Annotated in this window: 17 protein-coding genes and 4 tRNA genes; 7 read left to right on the top strand and 14 right to left on the bottom strand. The window is 60.9% G+C overall.

Annotated elements, in window-relative coordinates:
• Positions 1-20: 20 nt before the first annotated feature.
• Positions 21-851, bottom strand: coding sequence for a PAC2 family protein (locus tag H3T90_RS01095; protein WP_024628113.1), 831 nt, complete (start codon positions 849-851; stop codon positions 21-23).
• Between the two features lie 162 nt (positions 852-1,013).
• On the opposite strand from H3T90_RS01095, the gene H3T90_RS01090 reads away from it, so the two are divergent.
• The 4 genes from H3T90_RS01090 to H3T90_RS01075 all read left to right on the top strand — a co-directional run bounded on the left by H3T90_RS01090 (position 1,014) and on the right by H3T90_RS01075 (position 1,383).
• Positions 1,014-1,086 (top strand) — tRNA-Gly (locus tag H3T90_RS01090).
• Positions 1,087-1,113: 27 nt separating this feature from the next.
• Positions 1,114-1,184: transfer RNA gene (locus H3T90_RS01085), tRNA-Cys, on the top strand.
• A gap of 23 nt (positions 1,185-1,207) precedes the next feature.
• Positions 1,208-1,279 (top strand) — tRNA-Val (locus tag H3T90_RS01080).
• Positions 1,280-1,310: 31 nt separating this feature from the next.
• A tRNA-Val gene (locus tag H3T90_RS01075) sits at positions 1,311-1,383 on the top strand.
• A gap of 557 nt (positions 1,384-1,940) precedes the next feature.
• On the opposite strand, the gene H3T90_RS01070 is transcribed toward H3T90_RS01075, so the two are convergent.
• The 3 genes from H3T90_RS01070 to H3T90_RS01060 form a co-directional block, all read right to left on the bottom strand.
• Entirely contained in the window at positions 1,941-2,594 is a 654-nt protein-coding gene (locus H3T90_RS01070; protein WP_110425241.1) for a helix-turn-helix transcriptional regulator, read from the bottom strand.
• A gap of 741 nt (positions 2,595-3,335) precedes the next feature.
• Positions 3,336-6,527 carry an RCC1 domain-containing protein gene (locus H3T90_RS01065; protein ID WP_332461838.1) on the bottom strand — a complete coding sequence of 1,064 codons (3,192 nt, stop codon included), beginning with the start codon at positions 6,525-6,527 and terminating at the stop codon, positions 3,336-3,338.
• Positions 6,528-7,060: 533 nt separating this feature from the next.
• Positions 7,061-7,936, bottom strand: coding sequence for an undecaprenyl-diphosphate phosphatase (locus tag H3T90_RS01060; protein ID WP_144177105.1), 876 nt, complete (start codon positions 7,934-7,936; stop codon positions 7,061-7,063).
• A gap of 145 nt (positions 7,937-8,081) precedes the next feature.
• On the opposite strand from H3T90_RS01060, the gene H3T90_RS01055 reads away from it, so the two are divergent.
• Positions 8,082-8,876 (top strand): fructosamine kinase family protein, encoded by a 795-nt coding sequence (locus tag H3T90_RS01055; RefSeq protein WP_198190814.1) that lies wholly within the window; start codon positions 8,082-8,084, stop codon positions 8,874-8,876.
• Position 8,877: 1 nt separating this feature from the next.
• Here the strand turns inward: H3T90_RS01055 and dnaJ are convergent, their stop codons facing one another.
• Both dnaJ and hrcA read right to left on the bottom strand, forming a co-directional pair.
• Complete coding sequence (gene dnaJ / locus H3T90_RS01050) at positions 8,878-10,014, bottom strand: molecular chaperone DnaJ (RefSeq protein WP_198190815.1); 1,137 nt, start codon at positions 10,012-10,014, stop codon at positions 8,878-8,880.
• 84 nt (positions 10,015-10,098) lie between these two features.
• On the bottom strand, positions 10,099-11,172 hold the full coding sequence (gene hrcA, locus H3T90_RS01045) for a heat-inducible transcriptional repressor HrcA (RefSeq protein ID WP_198208594.1): 1,074 nt from the start codon (positions 11,170-11,172) through the stop codon (positions 10,099-10,101).
• Between the two features lie 184 nt (positions 11,173-11,356).
• On the opposite strand from hrcA, the gene tkt reads away from it, so the two are divergent.
• Positions 11,357-13,459, top strand: a complete 2,103-nt coding sequence (gene tkt / locus H3T90_RS01040) for a transketolase (RefSeq protein ID WP_198208533.1) — start codon at positions 11,357-11,359, stop codon at positions 13,457-13,459.
• 155 nt (positions 13,460-13,614) lie between these two features.
• Entirely contained in the window at positions 13,615-14,724 is a 1,110-nt protein-coding gene (gene tal, locus H3T90_RS01035) for a transaldolase (protein WP_198208532.1), read from the top strand.
• Between the two features lie 78 nt (positions 14,725-14,802).
• Here tal and hemH read toward each other — a convergent pair whose 3' ends face one another.
• The 8 genes from hemH to rapZ form a co-directional block, all read right to left on the bottom strand.
• Positions 14,803-15,726 carry a ferrochelatase gene (hemH, locus tag H3T90_RS01030; protein WP_144177113.1) on the bottom strand — a complete coding sequence of 308 codons (924 nt, stop codon included), beginning with the start codon at positions 15,724-15,726 and terminating at the stop codon, positions 14,803-14,805.
• Entirely contained in the window at positions 15,719-17,065 is a 1,347-nt protein-coding gene (locus H3T90_RS01025; protein WP_232350474.1) for an MFS transporter, read from the bottom strand. Before H3T90_RS01025 ends, hemH begins: the two co-directional genes overlap by 8 nt.
• 55 nt (positions 17,066-17,120) lie before the next feature.
• On the bottom strand, positions 17,121-17,879 hold the full coding sequence (gene hemQ / locus H3T90_RS01020) for a hydrogen peroxide-dependent heme synthase (protein WP_198229317.1): 759 nt from the start codon (positions 17,877-17,879) through the stop codon (positions 17,121-17,123).
• Between the two features lie 363 nt (positions 17,880-18,242).
• Positions 18,243-18,491 carry a preprotein translocase subunit SecG gene (gene secG / locus H3T90_RS01015; RefSeq protein WP_046322919.1) on the bottom strand — a complete coding sequence of 83 codons (249 nt, stop codon included), beginning with the start codon at positions 18,489-18,491 and terminating at the stop codon, positions 18,243-18,245.
• Positions 18,492-18,551: 60 nt separating this feature from the next.
• Positions 18,552-19,334, bottom strand: coding sequence for a triose-phosphate isomerase (tpiA, locus tag H3T90_RS01010; RefSeq protein WP_110412931.1), 783 nt, complete (start codon positions 19,332-19,334; stop codon positions 18,552-18,554).
• Between the two features lie 90 nt (positions 19,335-19,424).
• On the bottom strand, positions 19,425-20,621 hold the full coding sequence (locus H3T90_RS01005; RefSeq protein WP_110425251.1) for a phosphoglycerate kinase: 1,197 nt from the start codon (positions 20,619-20,621) through the stop codon (positions 19,425-19,427).
• A 79-nt stretch (positions 20,622-20,700) separates the two neighbouring features.
• Complete coding sequence (gene whiA / locus H3T90_RS01000) at positions 20,701-21,660, bottom strand: DNA-binding protein WhiA (protein WP_110425252.1); 960 nt, start codon at positions 21,658-21,660, stop codon at positions 20,701-20,703.
• A gap of 120 nt (positions 21,661-21,780) precedes the next feature.
• Positions 21,781-22,674, bottom strand: a complete 894-nt coding sequence (gene rapZ, locus H3T90_RS00995) for an RNase adapter RapZ (protein ID WP_121913408.1) — start codon at positions 22,672-22,674, stop codon at positions 21,781-21,783.
• Position 22,675 lies beyond the last annotated feature (1 nt).

Below are 22,675 nucleotides of genomic sequence, written 5' to 3'. Positions count from 1 at the left end.
TCGACCCACAGCCTAGGTCGTCACTCAGACAAGGAGGGGCCTTTGTTGCCCATGGAGCGCAGATAATCCTCGGCTTCCCGGACCAGCTCTTCGGCGGCCGGCTCGTCCACCTGGGCCTGGTCGACATCCATCTCCAGACGGTGGACATAGTTGGCCAGGTCATCGTTGCAGCGCAGAAGCATGCCGGCCTGGGCCTTCCATTCAGCGGCCTTGCGGGGCAGCTCCCCCTCGTCAAGGTGGACGCCAAGCATGGCTGAGAGCCTTTGCAGCAGCTGCAGGGTTCCCTGGGCGCACTCGTCGCTACCCAGGTACTGGGGCACGGAGACCCAAATGGATTCGGTGCTGTAGCCGTCCTGGGTGGCCAGGGCGTCCAGAACGGTGGGGATGCCTATGGGGCCGGAGTGGCCATCGGTGTCGGTCTTGGGCTGGTCGCCAGCCAGGTCGTCAATGGGCAGGGGCCTGGTGTGGGGGCAGTCGGCGAACATGGCGCCCAGTGTGATGATGGCCTCCGCCTCATCGTCTTCGGCCCAGTGGATGCTGCGCCTGCAGAAGTCGCTCCAGTGGTAGTTGGGCTCCGGGCCCATCTCCAGCAGAAGCGTGTGGGTATCATCAATCTGCACCCGGTAGATCTTGGTAGAGGGCCAGATAATTCGCCGCCGACCCTGCACGTGGCAGAGCATGGGCCGTGACATCTGATAGTCGTAGAACCCATCGCCCGGAATGCTGCCGATCTCATGGGACTCATAGACGTTTAACAGGTGGCGGATGACGTTGGTCGAGGCTGAGCACGCATCGTTCCAGCCATCGAAGGCGGCCACCATGGTGCAGTGCTGCCTGGCTTCTTCACTCATACCTCTCACCCTACCGGTAGGAAGCCTTGTACTTGGCGGCTTTGCCGTCAGCGGAGGGTGGCTCTATGACGCGGCGACACGCGCTTTTTGCCAAGTGCGGAGGTCTACGCTACAGTAGTGCAACGTGCTTCGGCAGTCACCACCACGGTGAAAGTTGAATGTGCGGGCATAGCTTAGTTGGTAAAGCGCGACCTTGCCAAGGTCGAGACCGCGGGTCCGAGTCCCGTTGCCCGCTCGAGGTTTCGAGCAGTTTAACCAATACGGTGGGTTAGCCAAGCGGTTAGGCAGCGGCCTGCAAAGCCGTATAGACGAGTTCGACTCTCGTACCCACCTCTCTCTCGAAACGAGAATGACCCGGGCGGTTGGCGCAGAGGTAGCGCACTTCCCTGACACGGAAGGGGTCACTGGTTCGAATCCAGTATCGCCCACGAGGATCACTTCGGTGGTCTTTTCCAATCCGGGCGATTGGCGCAGCGGCTAGCGCACTTCGTTCACACCGAAGGGGTCGCAGGTTCGATTCCTGCATCGCCCACCTGGATTTTCTCCTTCCCCCTCCCCTATCTTTTATCTACCGATAGTTCTCAGTCAGCGATTGGCATTTTACGAACTTTCTGAATTCTCGATGATCCCTCATTAGTCATTCCCCGGCAAAGATGCAAGTAATAAATTATTGTTACCAGCATGACTGAAGTTTGCTGTTCATGCTTAACTACAGTGGCTGTCGACCGGTTTTCGTGGCGGATAGCGAACGGAGTGTTGAGTATGTCCGGGACCTTGTGATAATTTGCTCTTAGTAGCAGGTCGGGGGACCTGTCAGAAACGGGAGTACCTGATACATCCTTGAAGAGGTGATAGCATGAAGAAAGGCCTAGGCCAATGAGAGCACGTATCTAGCCTGGCTGAATCTGCAATGCACCCCAGCTCGAGGAAACTGAGGGCTCCCTGTTTTACCTATGTAATACTTGCGTGGTTTGTATGTATGGCCATGTTCCGGTTGTCGCCAATGGCGGCGGCCGTGCTGTAAAGCTCCTCCGGCGGCACAGAAATATACCCCCCTCTCCTGCCGCCGGAGGTCTTACTTTTTAGCCCTTATTTCAGGGCCTGCAGGTACCGGTAGAGGGTGGGAATTGATATCTTGAGCTCAGGGGCTACGATGCCCACCGCGCCTTTGATGAGGAAGATGCCCCGGTCCTTGATGTTGCGAATGATCTCCAGCCTGTCCTGCTTGGTCAGCTTGTCCATAGGAATGTTGAACTGGCGGACTTCATCTCTGGTGATTCTGCGAATGTTCTCCGCGGGCTCCTCGCTCACGTGGTGGCGGGAGGTCTCAGTGGAGATCTGTACATCGTCGGAGTCGATCGAGGACAGCGTCTGCAACACATGGGCAGCCTGCTGCAACTCGGTAATGTTGATGCTGATGCAAAGCAGACCAATGACGGTCTGCTCCCGGTTGCGGACCAGGTAGGAGGAGACGCGGAACTCGTGCTTGTTCAGCCGGCGCCCTCTGTAGTCGGAGACGAAGTCGGCCCCGTCCTGGTCGGCCCGTATGGCCAGTTGTCGGGTCTGGTCTGTGACTGCGTCGCCCAGGGAGCGTCCGGAGAGCTGGCCGTTGCGGATGAAGACGATGGAATTTTCCGGGCGTGTGATGTCATGCACAACAATCTCGGCCATGGGACCGAAGGAATCGGCTATGAATTCTGCCAGGGGAAATACCTCTTCAAGGTTGTCTACTGTGAAATGCATGGCTGATCCTCAACATCCTAACAGGGCGGCTTGTAACCACCGGTTGGTGCTGCGGGAAGCGAAAGGTATTGGATGGCGTGATATGGTCCATCACCTCCATACCAGCCAATCGGCCTCCTCTAATCCCGTATATTAGACCTTCTTTTGTGCACTTCAGTCCTTTACATACGACCTATTGAGACCGCAGGAGTGCTGAGGTGCCGAATGAATTTTCATGGTAACGCAAGAAGGCGGCTGAATCTTGCTTTTCGCAAACCCGGCCAGTCGGAATGGACTCGATGTTGTAGCGGAGCTGCTTTACACGAATCCTGCAGGTCTGGATGAGAGCGGAAACCTGGTAATCATGGGAAACTGAGTAATTCAGAAGCTGAGGATAAGTACCATAGCATGCCTAGGACAAGGTACAGGAATAATGTGAGCCTGATCACGTACTTTTAGATGTCAGCTGGATCCAAAGGCGACTTGACCAAAGATGTTGAACAGGTCTATACAACATATGCCTATATGAGTAAACAACGGCAAGGCTGGCTGCGGGTTTCTGCCCGTGGCTGGCCCGGCCGTGTTCCCTCTACTCCCAGGCGGGAGGTGCGTTCATGCCTGCCTTGAACTCCAGCAGGCGTAAGTGTGGTGGGGGCGCGGGAGGGAGCGTCGGCTCACTTGGGGTTGAGCCTTGACTGACACTGGCCTCCCTGCCCCCTTTTGTGGGCCGGGGCGGGGGGATTGATCCGCCTCAGGCCTGTCTTACTCGTGCGAAGCGTGTGACAGCAGGCGTGTCTCCCTCCGGTGGCGGCGGGATGCCAGGACCCCGCCCACGCTGGTCATGCCGGTGGCCAGGGCGAGCAGGATGCCTTCCCCGCCCGCCTTTGGGAGCACGCCTGCAGCCAAGTACGTGTATTTGAGGGAGGTGTCCGGCTGCTGGGGTCCTCCCAGCACCGTGTAGTCCACGCTGACGGTGACCGTGCCCGGCATGTGTGCAGGCGTAGTCACGATCACGCTGCCGCCATCGCCGAGCTTCAGTTCTGATACGGGGGTCTGGTCGAATCTGACGCCGGTGATCACCAGCTGCAGTTTGATCTCCACCGGCACTGGAACACTCCAGTTGTTGGTGGCGCCGTCGATGATATCACCGGAAGCGTGGTCGTATTCCCAGGTGTAGGCTTTGTATCCCCAGGTGTAGGCTTTCCCGTCGCTGCCCACGGCCAGCGATCGATACATTCCGGCGCTGACCTGTGTGGCTTTCAGTCCTTTGCTCGCGTCAGTGGGGCTGGCGGGGTCGCGCACATGAATAGGAACGCTCGAAGAGCCGCCGCTGTTGTTGCCGAGCCTGCCATACTTGTCTTCTCCCCAGGCATAGGCGTATCCGTCGCTGCCCACGGCCAGTGAATGATGGCTTCCGGCGTAGACCTGTGTGGCTTTCAGTCCTTTGCTCGCGTCAGTGGGGCTGCTTGGGTCGCGCACGCGCACGGGAACAGACGAACCTGCAAAGTCACCTTCGCTGTTATTGCCAAGCTCGCCATCAACATTGATTCCCCAGGCATAGACGTTCCCGTCGCTGCCTATGGCTAGCGTATGAGCGTCTCCGGCGCTGACCTGCACGTAGGTGAAATCCGCAGGCACGTCCGGATACGTCTTGCGATCAGGCGTCCTCACCATGACCGGCTTAGTCTGGGTGTAGGTGTCCGTCCCGTCTCCGAGCTGACCAGTGCTGTTTAATCCCCAGGCGTAAGCGTTTCCGTCGTTGCCTATGGCTAGCGTATGAGCGCCTCCGGCGCTGACCTGCACGAAGGCAAAGTTCGTGGGTGTGCCTTCAGGCTTCAGCGTTCTGTGCGACTCAAGCCAAAGGCCGCCCTCCATCCCGTCGCCGAGCTCGCCATCCCAGTCCCATCCCCAGGCGTAGACGTTCCCGTCGCTGCCCACGGCCAGCGAATCATCCTCTCCGGCGCTGATCTGTACGTAGGTGAAATCCGCTGGTAGGTCCGGACAATTCACAGGCTTGGGCACCTTGCCCGGCGTATTCCGTTCGGTTCTCGTCGTGTCGCCGAGCTCGCCATACCGGTTGAATCCCCAGCCGTAGACGTTCCCGTCGCTGCCCAGGGCCAGCGAATGGGCACCTCCGGCACTGACCTGCACGTAGGTGAAATCCGCAGGCACGCCGGCAGGCTTCTGCACCATGACCGGCGTAGTCCGGTCGGTGTACGTCCCGTCGCCGAGCTGGCCATGGTCGTTTTTCCCCCAGGCGTAGGCGTTCCCGTCACTGCCCAAAGCCAAGGAAAAATTGGTCAAATAGGTATCTTTCCCTTCTTTTCCTTCGCTGACCTGGCTGAACCTGATGCCTCGCCTGGGAATGTCTGGCGGGGTGATGGTGGTCTGTTGGCCTCCTGTCTGGCTGCCTTTATCAGGGTTAATTTTCCACGTGTTGTTGGGGTCTTTGAAGGTCCATTTGGCGGTGAGGGTAAGGTTCTGGGTGACGGGTCTGCTGAAGTCATAGGCGACCTCCCCGATGAACCATCCGTCGAACAGGTAGCCCTGGCGAGCCGGGTCGGGGGAGGGACGCTTGGCCCTGCCGTACGGGGTGGAGACGTTCTGGTCTGCGGGTTTGGGGTTTCCGCCTTCTGCATTGAAGGTGACCGTGTAAGTGGGGCTTTGCACCTCCTCCCTGGTCAGGGGCTGGTCGACCGTGTAGTTGAGACTCCTGGTGAAGGGCTGGCCGTCCTGCCTGCCGGCGATGGTGATGGCGGTTTGCCCTGGCTTGTGGGCGGGAATCTCCGCCTGCCAGGCGTCGTCGTTCTTGTTGAACGTCAATGCTTGGCCGTCCATGCTGGCTGATTCCAGTGTGGGCGCGGTGCTGGTGTCGAGCCTTGCTGGCTTGCCGGGCCGGCCCTGCTCGTCCAGGCTCCACCTATATATGTCGCCCGTCCTGCTGATGGCGGTGATCCTGCTGCCGGCGGCTTCGGCGGCTTGCATGTACTGCTGATTCCCATCGGTCGTACATATGGGCGCTTCGCCGGGCTTCCAGGCCCAGATGCGGCCTTTTGAGTCTATAAGAGTTGCTTGCATAACGTTACTGCTTATGGCTGTAATGGCAGAAAGTTCAGATGAAACAAGCGGTTTTGGCTGGCTTTGTTCGTTATCCAGATAGCTAATCTGACCTGTTAAGTCAAGAAGTATAAAGCCATGATCCATGGATGATATCTGAACAATGCGGCTGGTGACCTTGACGGGTTGTATCTGATTGATATCGACGGCATCCGGCTTCCAAGTCCATACCTGGCCCTTGCTATCCAAGGCGAGCAGGCGATCAGCATTGCCAACCGCCTTGACTGCTAAGGCCTGTTTGGGCAGGCTCATGGCCTTTCCTGTCAGCTTCCCCTTACTGGTCCATGCGCATATAAGGCCATCTTGATTCACTGCTAAGAGGTGGCCAGGAGTCATGGCGATGCTGGCGTAGGTCGTGGAGTCTGAGGCGAGCAAGGCTGGTGTATCCCCGCTCCCATTCCAGGTGTAGATGCGGTGGTCCCGGCTCAAGGCCGCGTAACGGTTCCTGCCAACGACTCCAGTTATGAATCGCACGTCGCCAGACGTACTTCGAGGTGATGGCACCTGAACGGGTATCTTATGGTTCGTTGTCCACGTGAACAGGCGGCCATCGCCGGTCACACCGATCAGCTTGTCGTCACGGGCTTCCAACGTGCTAAAGGAAAGGGAATCCGCGTTCGGAGGTGTAACGGTGATGCTGGTGCCGCCGGAAGCCGGACCATGGTCGGGACTCAGAGTCCAATCAGTAACCGCGGTCCACTTAGCCTTTAAGGTGATGTCTTTGGTGATCGGGGTGCGGAAATCCATGATCCCGTCATGCTCCGCCCAGCCGTCAAAACGATAGCCGTCACGCTGTGGATTGCGAATAGGCGGTGACGCCAAGGAACCATCCGGCACAGTTACGCGTTCTGCTTTGCCTCCATTGGCGGAATCAAATACCACAGTGTGGGAATCGGCAGTAGCTGACTGGGTTTTGGCATCCTCGTGAGAATTGCTCGGAGCTGATTCAGACTGAGATTGAGCAGGCGACGGTGAAACAGATGAGGTCGTCAGCGGTGACGGAGAAGGCAGACTAGTCGGTTGTAAATTGCCAAGCGAACCGTTATCTACCGGATCGGTATAGCGACCCCCCCCCCCCGTTGACATCTGCGTCGGAGGCGAAAACGGTGCCGGCAGCCATGCCGGTCAGAAGCAGGGGTATCAGCACCAATGTCGATATGAGTGACCGAAGACCAAACCTATGACTGCGAGAATCAGCAGACCTAGACGACGAAACCACTTCAAACCTCCCCAAAATTCATGATGCCTCATTGACCACAAACCTTATACAGGCCTGGACTGATTCCACCCCTAAGAACCATGGGCAACATGTGACAAAATATTATCACTTATTCAGGAGAGCGCCGAATTCCTCGGCAGTTCTTGCAGGCTCAGTTGGCCGCCACGCCGCCTACGGCGGGCAGGGCGCCGACCATGAGCATGATGGCCACGAAGATGGCCAGGCCGATCCGGTAGATGACGAATCCCCGGTAGGAAAAGCGTGAGACGATCTTCAAAAAGGCGATGATGACGATGTATCCCAGCAGGAAGCTGACCACTGTGGCGCAGATGGTGGCCCCCCAACCGGGGAAGGCAGCGTCCGCATTGATGTTCTTCAAGGACTTGATCGTCTCTAGGATGCCGGCGCCGAAGACGGCGGGGATGGCCATGAGGAAGCTGACCCGGGTGGCGGACTCGCGAGTGTAGCCTAGTGCGCGGCCGAAGGTCATGGTGCCGCCCGAGCGGGATACGCCGGGGATCAGGGCCAGCATCTGCCCGATGCCGAAGAGCAGGGCGTCTCGGGCATTCATCTGGCGGATCTCCTTGTTTTGGCGGCCGTGGCGGTCAAAGTAGTCCAGTAGCAGACCGAAGACGATCAGCACTACCACGGTGATCCAGAGGTTGCGCAGCTTGGTCTCGATTATTTTCTGGAAGAGCAGACCCGCCACCACGATGGGCAGGGTTCCCAGAATGATGTACCAGCCCAGGGCCGCATCATGGTCCTTGGATCCCATCCGCTCGCGCCAGGAGGAGCCGTCCTTGCCGGCCAGGCAACGGAACCAATGAGTCAGTATGCGGGCAATGTCATGCCGGAAGTAGAGCAGGACCGCCAGCTCAGTGCCGAATTGGATGATGGCTGTGAAGGCTGCGCCCGGGTCCTGGCCCAGCAGGCCGCCCACAATGCGGATATGGGCGCTGGATGAGACGGGGAAATACTCCGTCAGGGCCTGCACCAGGCCGAACAGAATGGCTTCGAAGAAATTCATGGACCCCTCTTGCTATGTCGGACAACAATGGCAAGCATAGCCACCGCGCAAGGCAGGAAGAACCAAGGGCCGGGCATGTCTCGCAGAATGCCCACAATGGATCTTGTCGGAATCGACGACTCGACGAATAGGGGTGTGGATCATCATGGCCAAGACCTACAGAAAATCCAGGGGCGGGGCCCCGGCGGGATTCTTCGAGTGCGAGGGGCGCGGACTTAAATGGCTGGGCGAGGCGCAGGCGCAGGGCGGTCCCCGCGTGGTGGACGTCTACGACTGGGGCCCGGACTATCTGGACATCGAGGAGGTGACCTCCGCCTCCCCCACGCCTGGCGCGGCCTACCGCTTCGGCGCCCAGCTGGCCCACATGCATGATGCCGGGGCCGACCACTTCGGCTCCGCGCCCGAGGGCTACACGGGCACCTGCTATTTCGGCCCCCTGCAGGATCCGCTGCCCATGGACGTGGGTGCCTGGGACGACCCAGCCACATATTGGGCCAAGGGGCGGCTTGAACCCATGGTGAGCATGGCCATGGATCGGCGAGCACTGAACCGCGAGGACATGAAGATGACCGAAGAGGTGATCCAGGCCCTGCCGGAGTTGCTGGGTGCGGCTGCCAATGACAAGCCAGCCCGGGTCCACGGGGACCTGTGGAGCGGGAACGTCATGTGGACCAGGAACGACGGGAACACCCAAGCAGTTCTGATCGATCCTGCAGCTCACGGCGGTCATCGCGAGGAGGACCTGGCCATGCTGCAGCTGTTCGGCATCCCCTATCTAGGGCAGATTCTGGACGGCTACCAGAGCGTGCATCCGCTGGCGGACGGTTACCAGAATCGGACTACACTCTGGCAGCTCTACGCCATCGCCGGTCACTGTGCCTTCTTCGGCGGCGGCTATGTGAGCGAGTACAGGTCCATGTGCCGGTCGCTGCTGGGCTGACTCAGCTGAAGATGTCCTTGAGCTTGCCGAAGATCCCCTTGCGGCCCCCGACTCCGGCAGGCTTGGCGCTCTGCGGGACCTGCTTGGCTTCGGAGTCGTGGCTGTTGGCGAAGTCCTCAATCAGGCGGCGCTGATCGTCATCCAGCTTTGTGGGAATCTGGACCAGCACGTGGACGATGATGTCGCCGCGCTCCTCGCGATTGCCCAGCCTGGTGACGCCCAGACCCTTGATGGTGATCTCCTGGTCGGGCTGGCAGCCGGCGGGAATGTCCACCTGTCGCTGGCCGTCGAAGGTCTCCAAGTCAACCTGGTGGCCCAGCACGGCCCAGGTCATGGGCACGGCAATCCAGCAATGCAGGTCTTGGCCGCTGCGAGTGTAGCGCTTGTCGGGCTTGATGGTGATGTCCACGTACAGGTCGCCGGCGGCACCGCCACCCTCGCCTACCTCGCCCTGGGAGGCCAGCCGTAGCCGGGAGCCGTCAGCCACGCCTGCGGGCACGTTGACGCCCACCTCGCGCCGGGTGCGCACACGGCCGTGGCCGTTGCAGACCGGGCAGGGGTGCTCGATGATGGTGCCGTGGCCCTCGCATCGCTCGCAGGGTGCCTGGCTCATCATCTGGCCCAGCAGGGTTCGCACCACCTTCTGGGCATAGCCCTTGCCGTTGCAGACCGGGCAGGTCACCGGGGAGGTCCCTTTCTGGGCACCCGAGCCGCCGCACTCCTGGCAGAGGCCATAGGTACTGATGGGGGTGCGTACAACGCCGCCAAAAATGGCGGTCTTCATGTCCACGGAGACCTGGGCCAGTGAGTCCCGGCCGGGCTGTGTGCGCGGAATGGGCCCCTGGGTGGAGCCCCCGAAGCCGCCGCCGAAGAACTGGTTGAAGACGTCGCCCATGTCGAAGGGGCCGGCTCCCTGGGAGGCCTGAGGGTCGTTGGGATCCACGCCCGCGTCGTACATACGCCGCTTCTCAGGGTCGGAGAGTACCTCGTAGGCGCTGTTGACCTCTTTGAACTTATCCTCGTATTCAGGCCCGGCGATGTCCGGGTGGTACTTGCGGCTCATCTTGCGATAGGCACGCTTGATGTCCTGATCGCTCGCGCCGCGGTCGACTCCCAAAACCTCGTAGTAATCTGCCACCGATCATCCTTTTCGTTTGATGCCCTCTCGACCCATAGTTGCATGGGCCCACGATACCTATGACTTGTGCCGTTGCCTTGACGGTCACGGCTCCCCGTCGCCGGCTAGAAAACCGGTCAAGTAAGAGGCCACAGCACGAACCGCGCTCATGGTCGCTGGATAGTCCATATGGGTAGGCCCGATGGAGCCCACAAATGCGACTGGCTCGTCGGCTTCGGAGCCGTCGGTCTGCCTGGCCCTGGCGTGCCCGTATCCACTGGTCACCACAGAGGCATGGGCCAGTTCTGGAGTCCGGGTCTCGGTGCCGATGGCCACGCTGACCCCGTTACTCTCGCGGGAAAGCTCGCTCTGCGCCCGCATGAGCCGCATGAGCACCACCTGCTCCTCCAGGGCATCCAGCAATGAGCCCAGATCCCCCAGGGAGACGGCCTGACTGTGGGTCAGCTGGGAAGTGCCAGCCATGTAGAGGCCGCTGGTCTGCTCTCGGGTAGCCATCTCGTCGAAGACTGTGGCCACCAGGCGCAGCATGGACTTGTCGCGGCCCTCGGTAAGGGAGTCGGCAAGCATGCGGCAGCGGTCGGCGGCACGGTCAAGAGACAGATCTTGGCATTGCCGGTTGATTCGGTCGGACAGATCCGCCAGGGCGTTCGGGTCCTCCTGAAGGGGCCCATGCAGGGTACGCTGGACCACCCGGCCGGTGTCGGTGATAACCACCATAAGTACGGTTCCCCGGCTAAGTCCTATGAGTTCAGCCCTACGTAGGTTCGAGCTGGCCAGGGAGGGTGAGGCCACTACGGCGATCTGCCCGGTAATCTGGGCCAGAAGCCGGGCGGCGTGCTGTAGAGTGTCCTCCAGGTTGACCGACCCGGAGAGAAAAGCGTTGATCCCCCGGCGCTGGGCGGCGGACAGGGGCACGATGGTGGCCAGCCTGTCGACGAAGTAACGGTAGCCCTTCTGGGTGGGGATGCGGCCGGCCGAGGTATGGGGCTGGACCAGGTAGCCCTCGCTCTCCAGGGCCGCCATGTCGTTGCGCACGGTGGCGGAGCTGACTCCAAGCTGATGATTTCTGGTGAGCGAACCCGACCCTACCGGCTCGCGAGAACGAATATAGTCCTCGACGACCGCGCGCAGCACCAGCATGCGTCTGGTATTAGGCAATGTCGCTCCTTCCGTCATGGTTACATTATTAGCACTCGGGCCATGAGAGTGCCAAAACGTCGCGCGAAGAGCCGAATTGTGTCGTCTCAAACCGATACGATGGAAACGCATTGTGAAGGTAAACGAACATTTTCGACATAAGTCGAACATGGAGACCTCTAGATTGGAAGGAAAGCAGCACCATATGGCAGATTTCACATGGTCCGAGCTCGATGAGCGGGCTGTCAAGATGGCCAAGGTCCTCTCGGCCGACGCGGTCGAGAAGGCCGGAAGCGGTCACCCTGGCTCCCCTATTTCACTAGCACCCATCGCTTACGCGCTTTACCAGCACTTCATCCGTCACGACCCCAACGACCCTGACTGGGTTGGGCGTGATCGGTTCATTCTTTCCGGCGGCCACGCCTCGCTGACCCAGTACGTGCAGCTCTACTTCTCCGGGTATGGGCTGACCCTGGACGATCTGAAGCGTTTCCGCACCGCTGGCACCCGGACCCCCGGCCACCCCGAGTACGGCCTGACTCCCGGCATCGAAATGACCACCGGCCCGCTTGGCCAGGGTCTGGCCTCGGCCGTGGGCTTCGCCTATGGACAGCGTTACGAGCGCGGTCTGCTGGATCCGGATGCACCCGAGGGGCAGTCCCCCTTCGACCATAAGGTCTGGGTCATCTGCGGCGAGGGCGACGTCGAGGAGGGCGTCTCCTCCGAGGCCAGCTCCCTAGCCGGCGACCAGCGCCTGGGCAACCTGACCGTCATCTTCGATGCCAACCACATCCAGATCGAGGGCGACACCCGCATCTCCCTGGGCGAGGACATTCTCAAGCGCTACCAGGCCTACGGCTGGTACACCGACGAGTTCAGCTTCATCCAGCCCGACGGCTCCTACAAGGAGGACGTCGAGGGCCTGGCTGCCGTCCTGGAGAAGGCCGAGCAGGTCACCGACCGGCCCAAGTTCATCAAGGTGGACACCCTGATGGCCTGGCCTACCCCTGGCAAGACCAACGATCCTTCAGCCCACGGCTCAGCCCTGGGCGCCGAGGCTGTCGCCGGTCTGAAGAAGGCCCTGGGTTACGACCCGGAGCAGAGCTTCCAGGTGGACGAGGAGGCTCTGGCCCACGCACGCGAGGTTGCCCAGCGCGGCCTGGCCGCCCACAAGGACTGGGACGAGAAGTACCAGGCCTGGCGCAAGGCCAACCCCGACAAGGCCGACCTCTACGACCGCATCCATGCCGGCAAGCTGCCGGAGGGCTTCGACAAGGCCCTGGACGATCTGGAGGCTGGCTTCGAGCCCGGCTCCAAGGTGGCTACCCGCAAGGCCTCCGGCGCAGTCATCAACGCCCTGGCCCCCATCATGCCCGAGCTCTGGGGCGGATCCGCTGATCTGGGCGGCTCCAACAACACCAACATCAACGGTGCCGTCTCCTTCGCCCCGGAGGCCGACAAGACCGTCCAGTGGCCCAAGGCCAGCAAGTACGGCCGCCAGCTGCACTTCGGCGTGCGCGAGTTCGGCATGGGCGCCATCACCAACGGCATCCTGCTGGGTTCGGACACCAGGCCCTACAACGGGACCTTCTTCCAGTTCAGCGACTATGAGCGCCCCTCGGTGCGTCTGGCCGCCCTGATGGACATCCCCAACCTGTATGTGTGGACCCACGATTCCGTGGCCCTGGGCGAGGATGGCCCCACCCACCAGCCCATCGAGCATCTGACCGCCGTGCGCGCTATCCCCCAGATGGAGGTTGTGCGCCCCGCCGATCAGTACGAGACCGCTGAAGCCTACCGCGCCTTCTTCGAGAAGGACAACACCCACCCCACGGCCATGATCCTGACCAGGCAGGGCGTGCCCACCCTGGAAGAGACCAAGGCCAAGGCCCGCGAAGGCGTGCGCAAGGGCGCCTACGTGCTGGTCGACACCGAGGGCCAGCCCGACGTGCTGATCATGGCCTCCGGCTCCGAGGTGCAGCACGCTGTGGCCGCCTCCAAGACCCTGGCCGAGCAGGGCGTCAAGGCCCGCGTCATCTCCGTGCCCTCGCTGGAGTGGTTCGAGGAGCAGGACGACGATTACAAGGAAGCCGTTCTGCCCGCCTCCGTCAAGGCCCGCGTCTCCGTTGAGGCCGGATTGGCCACACCCTGGTACAAGTACCTGGGCAGCTATGGCAAGCCCGTCTCCATCGAGCAGTTCGGCCTGCAGGGCAGCGGCGACGAGAACATGCGCGACCTGGGCATCACCGCCGATCATGTGGTCGAAGCAGCACAGGCCTCCTTGGAGGAAGTCCGTCGGGCCCGCTGAACCCGGCATCGTGATCAATCGGGGGCCGTCCGCGACGCCGGCCCCCTCCCCTGCAGGCGCGCCCGAAACGCGGGCCTGCGGGAATACAGCAACAGACTTCCCGGTAGTGCATAGTGAATGTGATTCCATCGGGAACCCAAATAAGGAGTGACAAGATGGCAGAAAATGCAAACACCCAGCGCACCAGCGATTCAGGTGTCTCGATCTGGTTGGACGATCTGAGCCGCACCCGCATCGAGTCGGGCAATCTGCAGCAACTGATCGCCGAGCGCAATGTGGTGGGCGTGACTACCAACCCCTCGATTTTCCAGAAGGCCCTGAGCCAGGTGGGTCCCTATGACGAACAGCTCAAGCAGCTGGGCCGCATCCCCGTTGAGCAGGCCGTCCGCGAGCTGACCACCACCGATGTGCGCAACGCCACCGACATCTTCCGCGAGGTTGCCGAGAAGACCGACTACGTGGATGGACGCGTCTCCATCGAGGTCGATCCTCGTCTGGCCCACAACACCGAAGAGACCGAGAAGCAGGCCGAAGAGCTTTGGAACAAGGTCGATCGTCCCAACGCCATGATCAAGATCCCCGCCACCCTGGAGGGCCTGCCTGCCATCACCGCCACCCTGGCCAAAGGCATCTCGGTCAACGTGACCCTGATCTTCTCTCTGGAGCGCTACAAGCAGGTCATCGACGCCTTCATCGAGGGCATGGTCCAGGCCGACAAGAACGGCCATGACCTGAAGCGCATGGGCTCGGTCGCCTCCTTCTTCGTCTCCCGTGTGGACACTGCGGTTGACAAGCTGCTGGAGGCCAACGGCTCTGACGAGGCCAAGTCCCTGGAGGGCAAGGCCGCTGTGGCCAACGCCCGCCTGGCCTACGAGCTCTTCGAGAAGGCCTTCGACAGCGATCCTCGCTGGGCCGACCTGGAAGCCAAGGGCGCCAAGCGTCAGCGTCCGCTCTGGGCCTCCACCGGCACCAAGAACGCTGCCTACTCCGACTGCAAGTACGTGGACGAGCTGGTGGCCCCTGACGTGGTCAACACCATGCCTGAGAAGACCCTGAACGCTCTGGCCGATCACGGCAACGGTGCTCCCTCGGTCAAGGGCACCTACGAGGAGAGCCACCAGGTGATGCAGAAGCTGGCAGACCTGGGCATCAACATCAAGGATGTGACCGACAAGCTGGAGGCCGATGGCGTCGCCGCCTTCATCGACTCCTGGGATTCGGTCCTCTCCGACGTGCAGAAGGGCATCGACCGCGTCAACGGCTGAGCGCCTGACTGTCAGTCGCTGCTATTAAAAGATTGTGCCCCGTCTGGTTTGAACCGGACGGGGCACAATTGGTATCAGTTACTCGGCCTTGGTCTCCTCGACCACCTGCTGCAGGGTGGCGATCAGGGCTGGGCTGTCGTTGGGCATGTTCAGCCTGGTCAGGGTCCCGCCGGCGGATTCTATGGCTTTGGCCAGCTCCATGTCCACGTCGTAGCAGATCTCTAGGTTGTCGGCGATGAAGCCGATGGAGGCGGAAACGATGGTCTTCATGCCGCTCTCGGTGATCAGATCCTTGGCAACCTTGACGAAGTCAGGGCCGATCCAGGGTTCCTGGGTACGGCCTGCCGACTGCCAGGCCAGCACGTACTGGTCCTCATTGAGGCCGGCGGCCTGAGCCACGGCATTGGACAGACCGATGACCTCATCCTTGTAGGGGTCCCCTCCCTGGATGATGCGCAGGGGCAGGGAATGGGCACTGAAGATCACCTTGGTATCCGGCCGGGCGATCAGATCCTTTTTGGCCACCAGCTGGTCGCTCCAGAAGTGGATCAGCTCCTGGTGGTTCCACCAGGACCGCACGGGCAGGTATTTCATGCCCGGATGGGCCTCGATGGCCTTGCGGGCGCGGTTGTGGTAGTCCTCGCTTGAATAGGAGGAGTACTGCGGGGCCAGAGGCAGGCCAATAACCTTGGTAATGCCATCGGCGGCAATCTGGTCAACCGCATCCTTGATGAAGGGGGCGATGTACTTCAGCCCTTCGTAAACCTTGTAGGCACCGGGATGGGCATTGTCCAACGCAACCTGGAGACCGTCGCGCTGTGCCCTGGTGATCCTGGCCAGAGGTGAGGGTAGACCGATGGCCTTGTAGCGGCCGACCAGCTGATCCATGAGCGGCTTGGGCGGCTCCTGCCCATGACGGATGTTGGTGTAGTACCCCAAGATATCGGACTCCTGATAGGGGGTGCCGTAAGCCATGAGGAGGACTGCTGTAGGTTCAGTCATTAGCAACTCCTTTCTGTGAAAATGGAATGCAATAAGTCAGGCCGATGTTGACCAAGGTTATGACGATGACAACCAGGAACATGTTCCTGTAGGATGCCAGTCCGGCCTGTCCGCCCACCTTGCCCAGTTCAATAGACGAGGCGAAGAGCAGTGGGGCGATGGTGGTACCGATCTTCTTGCAGGCCGACAGCCCGCCGATGGCCTGCATGCGGTTCTCGGGACCGGCCAGCCTTCCGGCGATGACTTGGAGCGGCGAGGACATCATGGAGCCCATGCCCACCCCCATCAGGAAGGACAGGACCATGAAGAGCTGCAGGTTGTGCAGGGTCAGGGTGATCATCAGGGCCATCAGGCCTATCAGCGATGAGGAGAAGACGAGCGTGGTCCGGTAGCCGAACTTGTCGACCAGGAGCCCGCCCAGCCAGGATCCGACCACAGAGCCGAGCCCGACACCGACCATGACCATGCCGGCCGAGCGGACCGGAAGCCCGAAGACAGAGTGGACATAGGTTGGAATGTAGACGAAGAGGGAGAAGAACATGCCTCCCAGCGTCCCCAGCAGCAGGGTGAGCCCGTAGGAGGGCAGCTTCAGCAGGTGGATGGGCAGGAAGGGCATGGTTTCCTTTGAACCGTCCAGATTCCGCTCATGCACCAGGAAGATCACGCCGGCCACCACTGCGACCAGGAGGCACCCAATGATCAGGGCCAAGTAGGTGGTTCCGTACTGGAGGAAGGTGATCGCTACCATCAGCAGGGCCAGAGCGATGCTGAAGGAGCCCAGGCCAAGGTAGTCGGTCTTCCAGGCGCGGTCGGTTTGTGAGTCACCCATCATGAACAAGGACAGGATGAACAAAACGGCCAGGAAGGGCAGCATCAGGAAGTAGTAGGCCCGCCAACCGTGGGTGATGCCCAGGAGCACGCCAGACAGGACCGGGCTGACCATGGCGGATAGACCGGCTATGATGCCCACCGTGGAGACCTTCCTGCCCTGGTTGTTTCTGCGGGCGCGTTGCAGAAGAACGTTCATGGACAGGACCATGATGCCGCTGTCTCCCAGAGACTGGATGAACCGGCCCAGCAGCATGACCGCATAGTTGGGCGAGACCGCCGTCATCAGACATCCAAGAAACCAGAAGGCCAGCTCCCAGAGGAAGACCTTCCTGGTCCCGTGGGCGTCGGAGAGGTTGGAGGTGATGGGAGTGCCCACCACCAGACCCAGGGTGTACAGGCCCACCACCCAGGAGGAGCCCATGGTGGTCAGGCCGAAGGTCCGTGTGATGGACGGCAGCATGGTCGGCACCGCTCCCCCATCCAGCTGGGTGATGAAGACGATGACCATGAAGAACCATACGGGCGTGGAAAGGATCGATCTTCTCTCTCTTGTCGACATGGTGTTACTGTCCCAACTGGTCCGTGAGCAGCTTGTCAATGCGCTCAGGATCAGCCTGGGTGCCTACCAGAAAGTAGGGGAATTCGCCGTAGATGGAGCTGGCTTCGATGAAGCGCATTTCGGTGACGATCTTCTTGAATTGAACAGGATCGTCGGCGAAGAGGGTGACGCCCCACTCGTAGTCGTCCAGGCCGATGGAGCCTGTCAGGATGATGGAGACCTTACCGGCGTAGGAACGGCCGATTTTGCCATGGTCGTGCATGTAGGCCTTGCGCTGGTCGTAGGGCAGCGTGTACCAGTTGGCACCTGGAACTCGGGTCTTCGACATGGGATAGAAGCAGATATAGGGCTTGTCGGGCGTCTTGGGATGCAGGCTGGCGTTGACGTAGGACCAGCCGCGGTCCGTGGTCGGCTTGCCCGAGTAGAGGCCTACCTCGGTGACTGACACATAGGAGATGGTCGGCTCCAAATAATCGGAGATGCGCAGCTTCTCTAGGGAGGTCTCGACCTCCTGGAGCTGGTCCAGTGTCTCCCTGAGGACCATTAGGCCCAGGTCGGCCTTTTGCCCATTGACCCGGCACCAGTAGTGGCTTCCCTGGCCCTGGGACTGGACTGTGTCCAGCTGTGTGGCAAGGGCCTTGAACTCATCCAGGCATTCCTGGCGTTCGTCTTGCGGCACTCGGCGCCACTTAGCCCAATCGATTTTCCAGAAGAGGTGGAGACAGAACCAGCCCTCCAGGCTCGGTGCAGCTTGCTCAGCCATGAGCACATCCTTTCGCTTGCTTAGCTTGCACGACATTGTGTGATGTGCCGTTCATCCGGCACACCCTTACTCACTCTATAGGCCAAGAGGCTGAATCGTTGGATTATCGGTGCATTGTGAATGACATATTGTGGTAATAGTCAAGGACTATGAGCCTTGCACTATCGATGAAGAAAACAGGTCTTGTGTACAGACCTCGTGTATAAGACATCCATATAGAATCACGATAAAGTGGCATGCAAAATAGGATGTCAAAGGCGCTGGTAGGTCGGCATGACCAACAGCTATAAGGGAAAAATCATCCAGATATGGAAAACCCCGGTTGATGCCGGGGTCAGGTATTTCAGGTATTGGTTGCTGGAATCAGGCCAGCTTGTACTTGGAAATGAGGTCCAGAGCTATGATGATGGCCACCCAGATCAGAGCCACAATAATGGTTAGACGGTTCAGGTTCTTCTCGGCTGCACCCGAGGTGCCAGCGTTGGAGCCGATTCCGCCGCCGAACATATCGGACAGGCCGCCGCCCTTGCCCTTGTGCAATAGAATCAGCATGGTTAGCAGCACGCTTGCAAGAATCACAACGACTTCGAGCACAATCTTGACAATGGTCACGGCATATACCTCCATGTAAGGAACTGGGAACAAGTATACAGATACCCGGCGAAAAACGCATCAGCCCTTGGCGGCCAGTCTCACGATTCGTGCGAACTCCTCCACATCCAGGGAGGCGCCGCCCACCAGAAAGCCGTCCACGTCCGGCTGGCTGATCATCTGGGAGGCGTTCTTGGAGGTGACCGAGCCGCCGTAGAGGATGCGCACGGACTGGCCGGCTGGGTCTCCAAATTTGCTTGAGATGTGGTCGCGGATGGCACGAGCGGCCTGCTGGGCGGTGTCCGGAGTGGCCACCATGCCGGTGCCGATGGCCCAGACTGGTTCATAGGCCACAATCAGGTTGGCCATGTCCTCCTTGGCCAAGTCGCGGGTGACGTCGTTGACTTGGCCCACGGCGAAGTCCAGCTGGATGCCCTGGCGGCGCTCCTCGTAGCTCTCCCCCACACATAGGATGGGTTTCATGTCCGCAGCCAGTACGGCACGGACCTGGTCGACAATGTTGGCATCGTCCTCTGGATGGTACTTGCGCCGCTCGGAGTGGCCCACAATGACGTAGCTGCAGCCCAGCTGGGCCAGCATGTCCGCGGACACATCCCCGGTGAAGGCGCCTTGGGTGGTAACGGAAACAGCCTGGGCCCCATATTCAATTGGCAGGTTGTCGGCCTCCACAAGCACCTGGACGGAACGCAGGGCAGTGAAAGCGGGCATAAGAGCCACCTGGCAGCGCCTGCGGTCGAAGTGGGCGTCGCGCAGGAGCCAGGCCAGCTTCTGCACGAAATAGGTGGCTTCCAGGTGGTCGAAGTTCATCTTCCAATTGCCGGCCACCAGGGGAATGCGTGCCATACCAGACCTTTCCATCCGCGCAACAACAGCAATGCCGGGCTGCCGGATGCGAAACCCGGTGACCCGGCATTGCCCGTCTGTTTGCCGATTTTACTCCAGCACCTTCAGACCCGGAAGCTCCTTGCCCTCAAGGAATTCCAGAGAAGCGCCGCCGCCGGTGGAAATGTGCGAGAAGCCATCCTCAGGGAAGCCCAGGTTGCGCACGGCCGAGGCAGAGTCGCCGCCGCCGACGATGGTGAAAGCTCCGGCCTTGGTGGCATCGACCAGGCCCTGAGCTACAGCACGGGTGCCATCGGCGAATGCCGGGAACTCGAAGACGCCCATGGGCCCGTTCCAGACCACGGTCTTGGAGTCCACAATCTTGTCGTGGAAGAGCTTCTGGGAGTCAGGACCGATGTCCAGACCCATCTTGTCTGCGGGGATGCCGTCGGCAGGAACTACCTGGTGAGGCGAATCCGCCTTGAACTCGTCAGCCACCACGATGTCGGTGGGCAGGACCAGCTCCACGCCCTTCTCACGGGCAGTGGCGATGTAGCCCTTGACAGTATCGACCTGATCCTCCTCCAGCAGGGAGGAGCCGACCTCATAGCCCTCGGCCTTCAGGAAGGTGAAGACCATGCCGCCGCCGATGACCAGACGGTCGGCCTTGCTGAGCAGGTTCTCGATGACGCCCAGCTTGTCGGAGACCTTGGAGCCGCCCAGGACCACAGTGAAGGGCCGCTCGGGGTTCTCGGTCGCCTTGGACAGGGCCTTGACCTCCTTCTCGACCAACAGGCCTGCGGCAGAAGGCAGGAACTTGGCCACAGAGTAGTTGGAGCCCTGGGCGCGGTGGACCACGCCGAAACCGTCGGAGACGAAGACATCGCCCAGGTCGGCGATTTTGCGGGCGTAGGCATCACGCTCAGCCTCGTCTTTGCTGGTCTCCTCGGGGTTGTAGCGCACGTTCTGCAGCAGGACCACATCGCCGTCGTTCATGGCAGCCACCTTGGCATGAGCATCGGGACCGTAGGTGTCCTCCGCCAGAGGAACCTGCACGCCCAGCAGCTCGCCCAGGCGGTCGGCCACAGGTGCCAGACTCAGCTCGGGAACGACCTTGCCCTTGGGGCGACCCAGGTGGGCCATGAGGATAACCTTGGCGCCCTGGCCACGAAGCTGCTCGATGGTTGGCAAGGCTGCGCGTATGCGGCCGTCGTCTGTAATAGTGGTGCCGTCCAGCGGCACGTTGAAGTCCGCGCGGACGAGCACGCGCTTGCCCTTGAGATCACCGAGGCTCTTCAGTGTTTTCATGCGTATCCTTTCTGACTGCGGGTCCATGCGCCCGCTCCCCTGCCATGGTACTCAGGCAGACCGACCTGTGTGAGCTATCTCACTCTTGTTTGGTCTGTTCCTCGGTCCTCTTCTTTTCGACCTTGGTGGCCAGCTGCAGCAGACGGCGGATGCGTCCGGCGATGGCGTCTTTGGTGACCGGTGGATCGGCCAGGCGGCCCAGCTCTTCAAGGGAGGCCTCACGATGGTCCAGACGAAGCTGGCCGGCCGCACGCAGATTCTCGGGGATGTCGTCGCCCAGAATTTCGAAGGCCTTGGTGACCTTGGCACTGGCCTCCACGGCTGCCTTGGCAGAGCGGCGCATGTTGGCATCGTCGAAGTTCGCCAGGCGATTGGCCTTACCGCGGGATTCACCGTCGCTGCGCTTGCCGGTCCACTCCCTGGAGGACTTGGGGGCGCCCATCAGGTTGAGCATGCGCTCGATCACATCCGGGTCACGCAGGGTGACGCGCTCGGAGCTGCGCACCTGGCGGGCCTTGGCGTTGATGCCCAGACGGCGGGCGGCGCCTACCAGGGCCAAGGCGGCCTCGGATCCGGGGCAGACAATCTCTAGATAGGAGGCCTTGCCCGGGTCGGACAGCTCGCCATGGGCCAGGAAGGCCCCTCGCCAGGCGGCCTTGACCTGGGCGATATTGCCCGAGACGATGTCGGCGGGAAGACCACGAACCGGGTGCTTGCGACGGTCCAGCAGTCCGGTCTGCAGGGCCAGGGCACCGCCTGCCCGCAGCACGCGGACCGAGTAGCGGGTCAGGTTGCCGGTGGGGGCCTGCCGCTTGACCTGGATCAGATCTGAATCATGGCCGTAGACGTCCCTGATGGTGTTCTGCAACCACTGCGCTGCTGGCAGGGAGTCGAATTGCGCTTCCACCACAATGTGACGCTGAATGATGTGCAGACCGCCACCGAAGCGGATCATGGCCGCCGATTGTGCTTTCTTGGCAGAGGGGGGTTCGTTGTCAATCGCGGCCAGCTCGCTTTTGACATCATCAAGTAGGGCCAAGAGCCGTCCTCCTACGAAAAAATACTGAAAAATGAATACTTCTTGGCCACACGACACACCTGCCGTGCCGACCACCGGATTACTGTGATATCGAATATCTTGGACAAATTGCGCCTTTGGCTATCCGCGGGGACGGTGCGGCAGCTCGCGGGCCGAGACGGTCACCTCCATTCCCCGGGACCGCAAACGGGCGGCCAGAGCGTCGGCCATGGCCACTGAGCGGTGCTGTCCGCCAGTACAGCCAAAGGCGATGGTCACATAGTGTTTGTCTTCACGCGCATAGCCGCTGAGTGCGGTCAAGATGGCGGTGGTGTAGGCATCCAGAAACTCTTTGGCACCCTTGCTGGCCATCACATAGTCACGGACCGGGCCGTCATGGCCGTTCAGGTCCCGCAGCTCGGGGACCCAGTAGGGGTTGGGCAGGAAGCGCACATCCGCTACGAAGTCGGCATCGATGGGCAAGCCGTACTTGAATCCGAAGCTCATGATGTGAACGCCCACTGTGGTCGGGCCGGAGCCCAGAACCATTTCATACAGGCGAGTAGAGAGCTGATGGATGCTCAGATTGGAGGTGTCGATGACCATGTCGGCACGCTCCTTGAGACCACCAAGTAGGCGGCGCTCCTCGTGGATGCCGTCGATCAGGCGACCGGAGCCCTGCAAGGGGTGGGGTCGGCGGACGGACTCATAACGCTTGACCAGAACCTGGTCAGAGGCATCCAGAAAGAGGATGCGGCAGCGCACGCCCAGGTCGTCCAGATGGCTGAGCACAGCCGACAGGTCGTCGAAGTAGGAGCGGGAACGGACGTCGATAACGGCAGCTAGGCGGTGCAGGGAGCTTCCGGCGGAGGTCATCATGTCGACCAGGGGTACAAGCAGACGCGGGGGCATGTTGTCAACCACATACCAGCCCATGTCCTCCATGGAGTCGGCAGCACGGGTGCGGCCTGCGCCGGACATTCCCGTTATTAGCAGTACCTCGAAGCCTGCGAAGGGCGGTTTTTCCGTCGTCATC

It is taken from the genome of Bifidobacterium polysaccharolyticum (assembly GCF_016101585.1).
Taxonomy (GTDB): Bacteria; Actinomycetota; Actinomycetes; order Actinomycetales; family Bifidobacteriaceae; genus Bombiscardovia; species Bombiscardovia polysaccharolytica.
This window is presented reverse-complemented; position numbering and strand designations above follow the sequence as displayed.

Bases quoted from the DNA above. Each gene is read 5' to 3' on its own strand.
- H3T90_RS01095 (WP_024628113.1), bottom strand. From the start codon at position 851: ATGAGTGAAGAAGCCAGGCAGCACTGCACCATGGTGGCCGCCTTCGAT.
- H3T90_RS01070 (WP_110425241.1), bottom strand. From the start codon at position 2,594: ATGCATTTCACAGTAGACAACCTTGAAGAGGTATTTCCCCTGGCAGAA.
- H3T90_RS01060 (WP_144177105.1), bottom strand. From the start codon at position 7,936: ATGAATTTCTTCGAAGCCATTCTGTTCGGCCTGGTGCAGGCCCTGACG.
- H3T90_RS01055 (WP_198190814.1), top strand. From the start codon at position 8,082: ATGGCCAAGACCTACAGAAAATCCAGGGGCGGGGCCCCGGCGGGATTC.
- tkt (WP_198208533.1), top strand. From the start codon at position 11,357: ATGGCAGATTTCACATGGTCCGAGCTCGATGAGCGGGCTGTCAAGATG.
- tal (WP_198208532.1), top strand. From the start codon at position 13,615: ATGGCAGAAAATGCAAACACCCAGCGCACCAGCGATTCAGGTGTCTCG.
- hemH (WP_144177113.1), bottom strand. From the start codon at position 15,726: ATGACTGAACCTACAGCAGTCCTCCTCATGGCTTACGGCACCCCCTAT.
- H3T90_RS01025 (WP_232350474.1), bottom strand. From the start codon at position 17,065: ATGGTCATCGTCTTCATCACCCAGCTGGATGGGGGAGCGGTGCCGACC.
- hemQ (WP_198229317.1), bottom strand. From the start codon at position 17,879: ATGGCTGAGCAAGCTGCACCGAGCCTGGAGGGCTGGTTCTGTCTCCAC.
- tpiA (WP_110412931.1), bottom strand. From the start codon at position 19,334: ATGGCACGCATTCCCCTGGTGGCCGGCAATTGGAAGATGAACTTCGAC.
- H3T90_RS01005 (WP_110425251.1), bottom strand. From the start codon at position 20,621: ATGAAAACACTGAAGAGCCTCGGTGATCTCAAGGGCAAGCGCGTGCTC.
- rapZ (WP_121913408.1), bottom strand. From the start codon at position 22,674: ATGACGACGGAAAAACCGCCCTTCGCAGGCTTCGAGGTACTGCTAATA.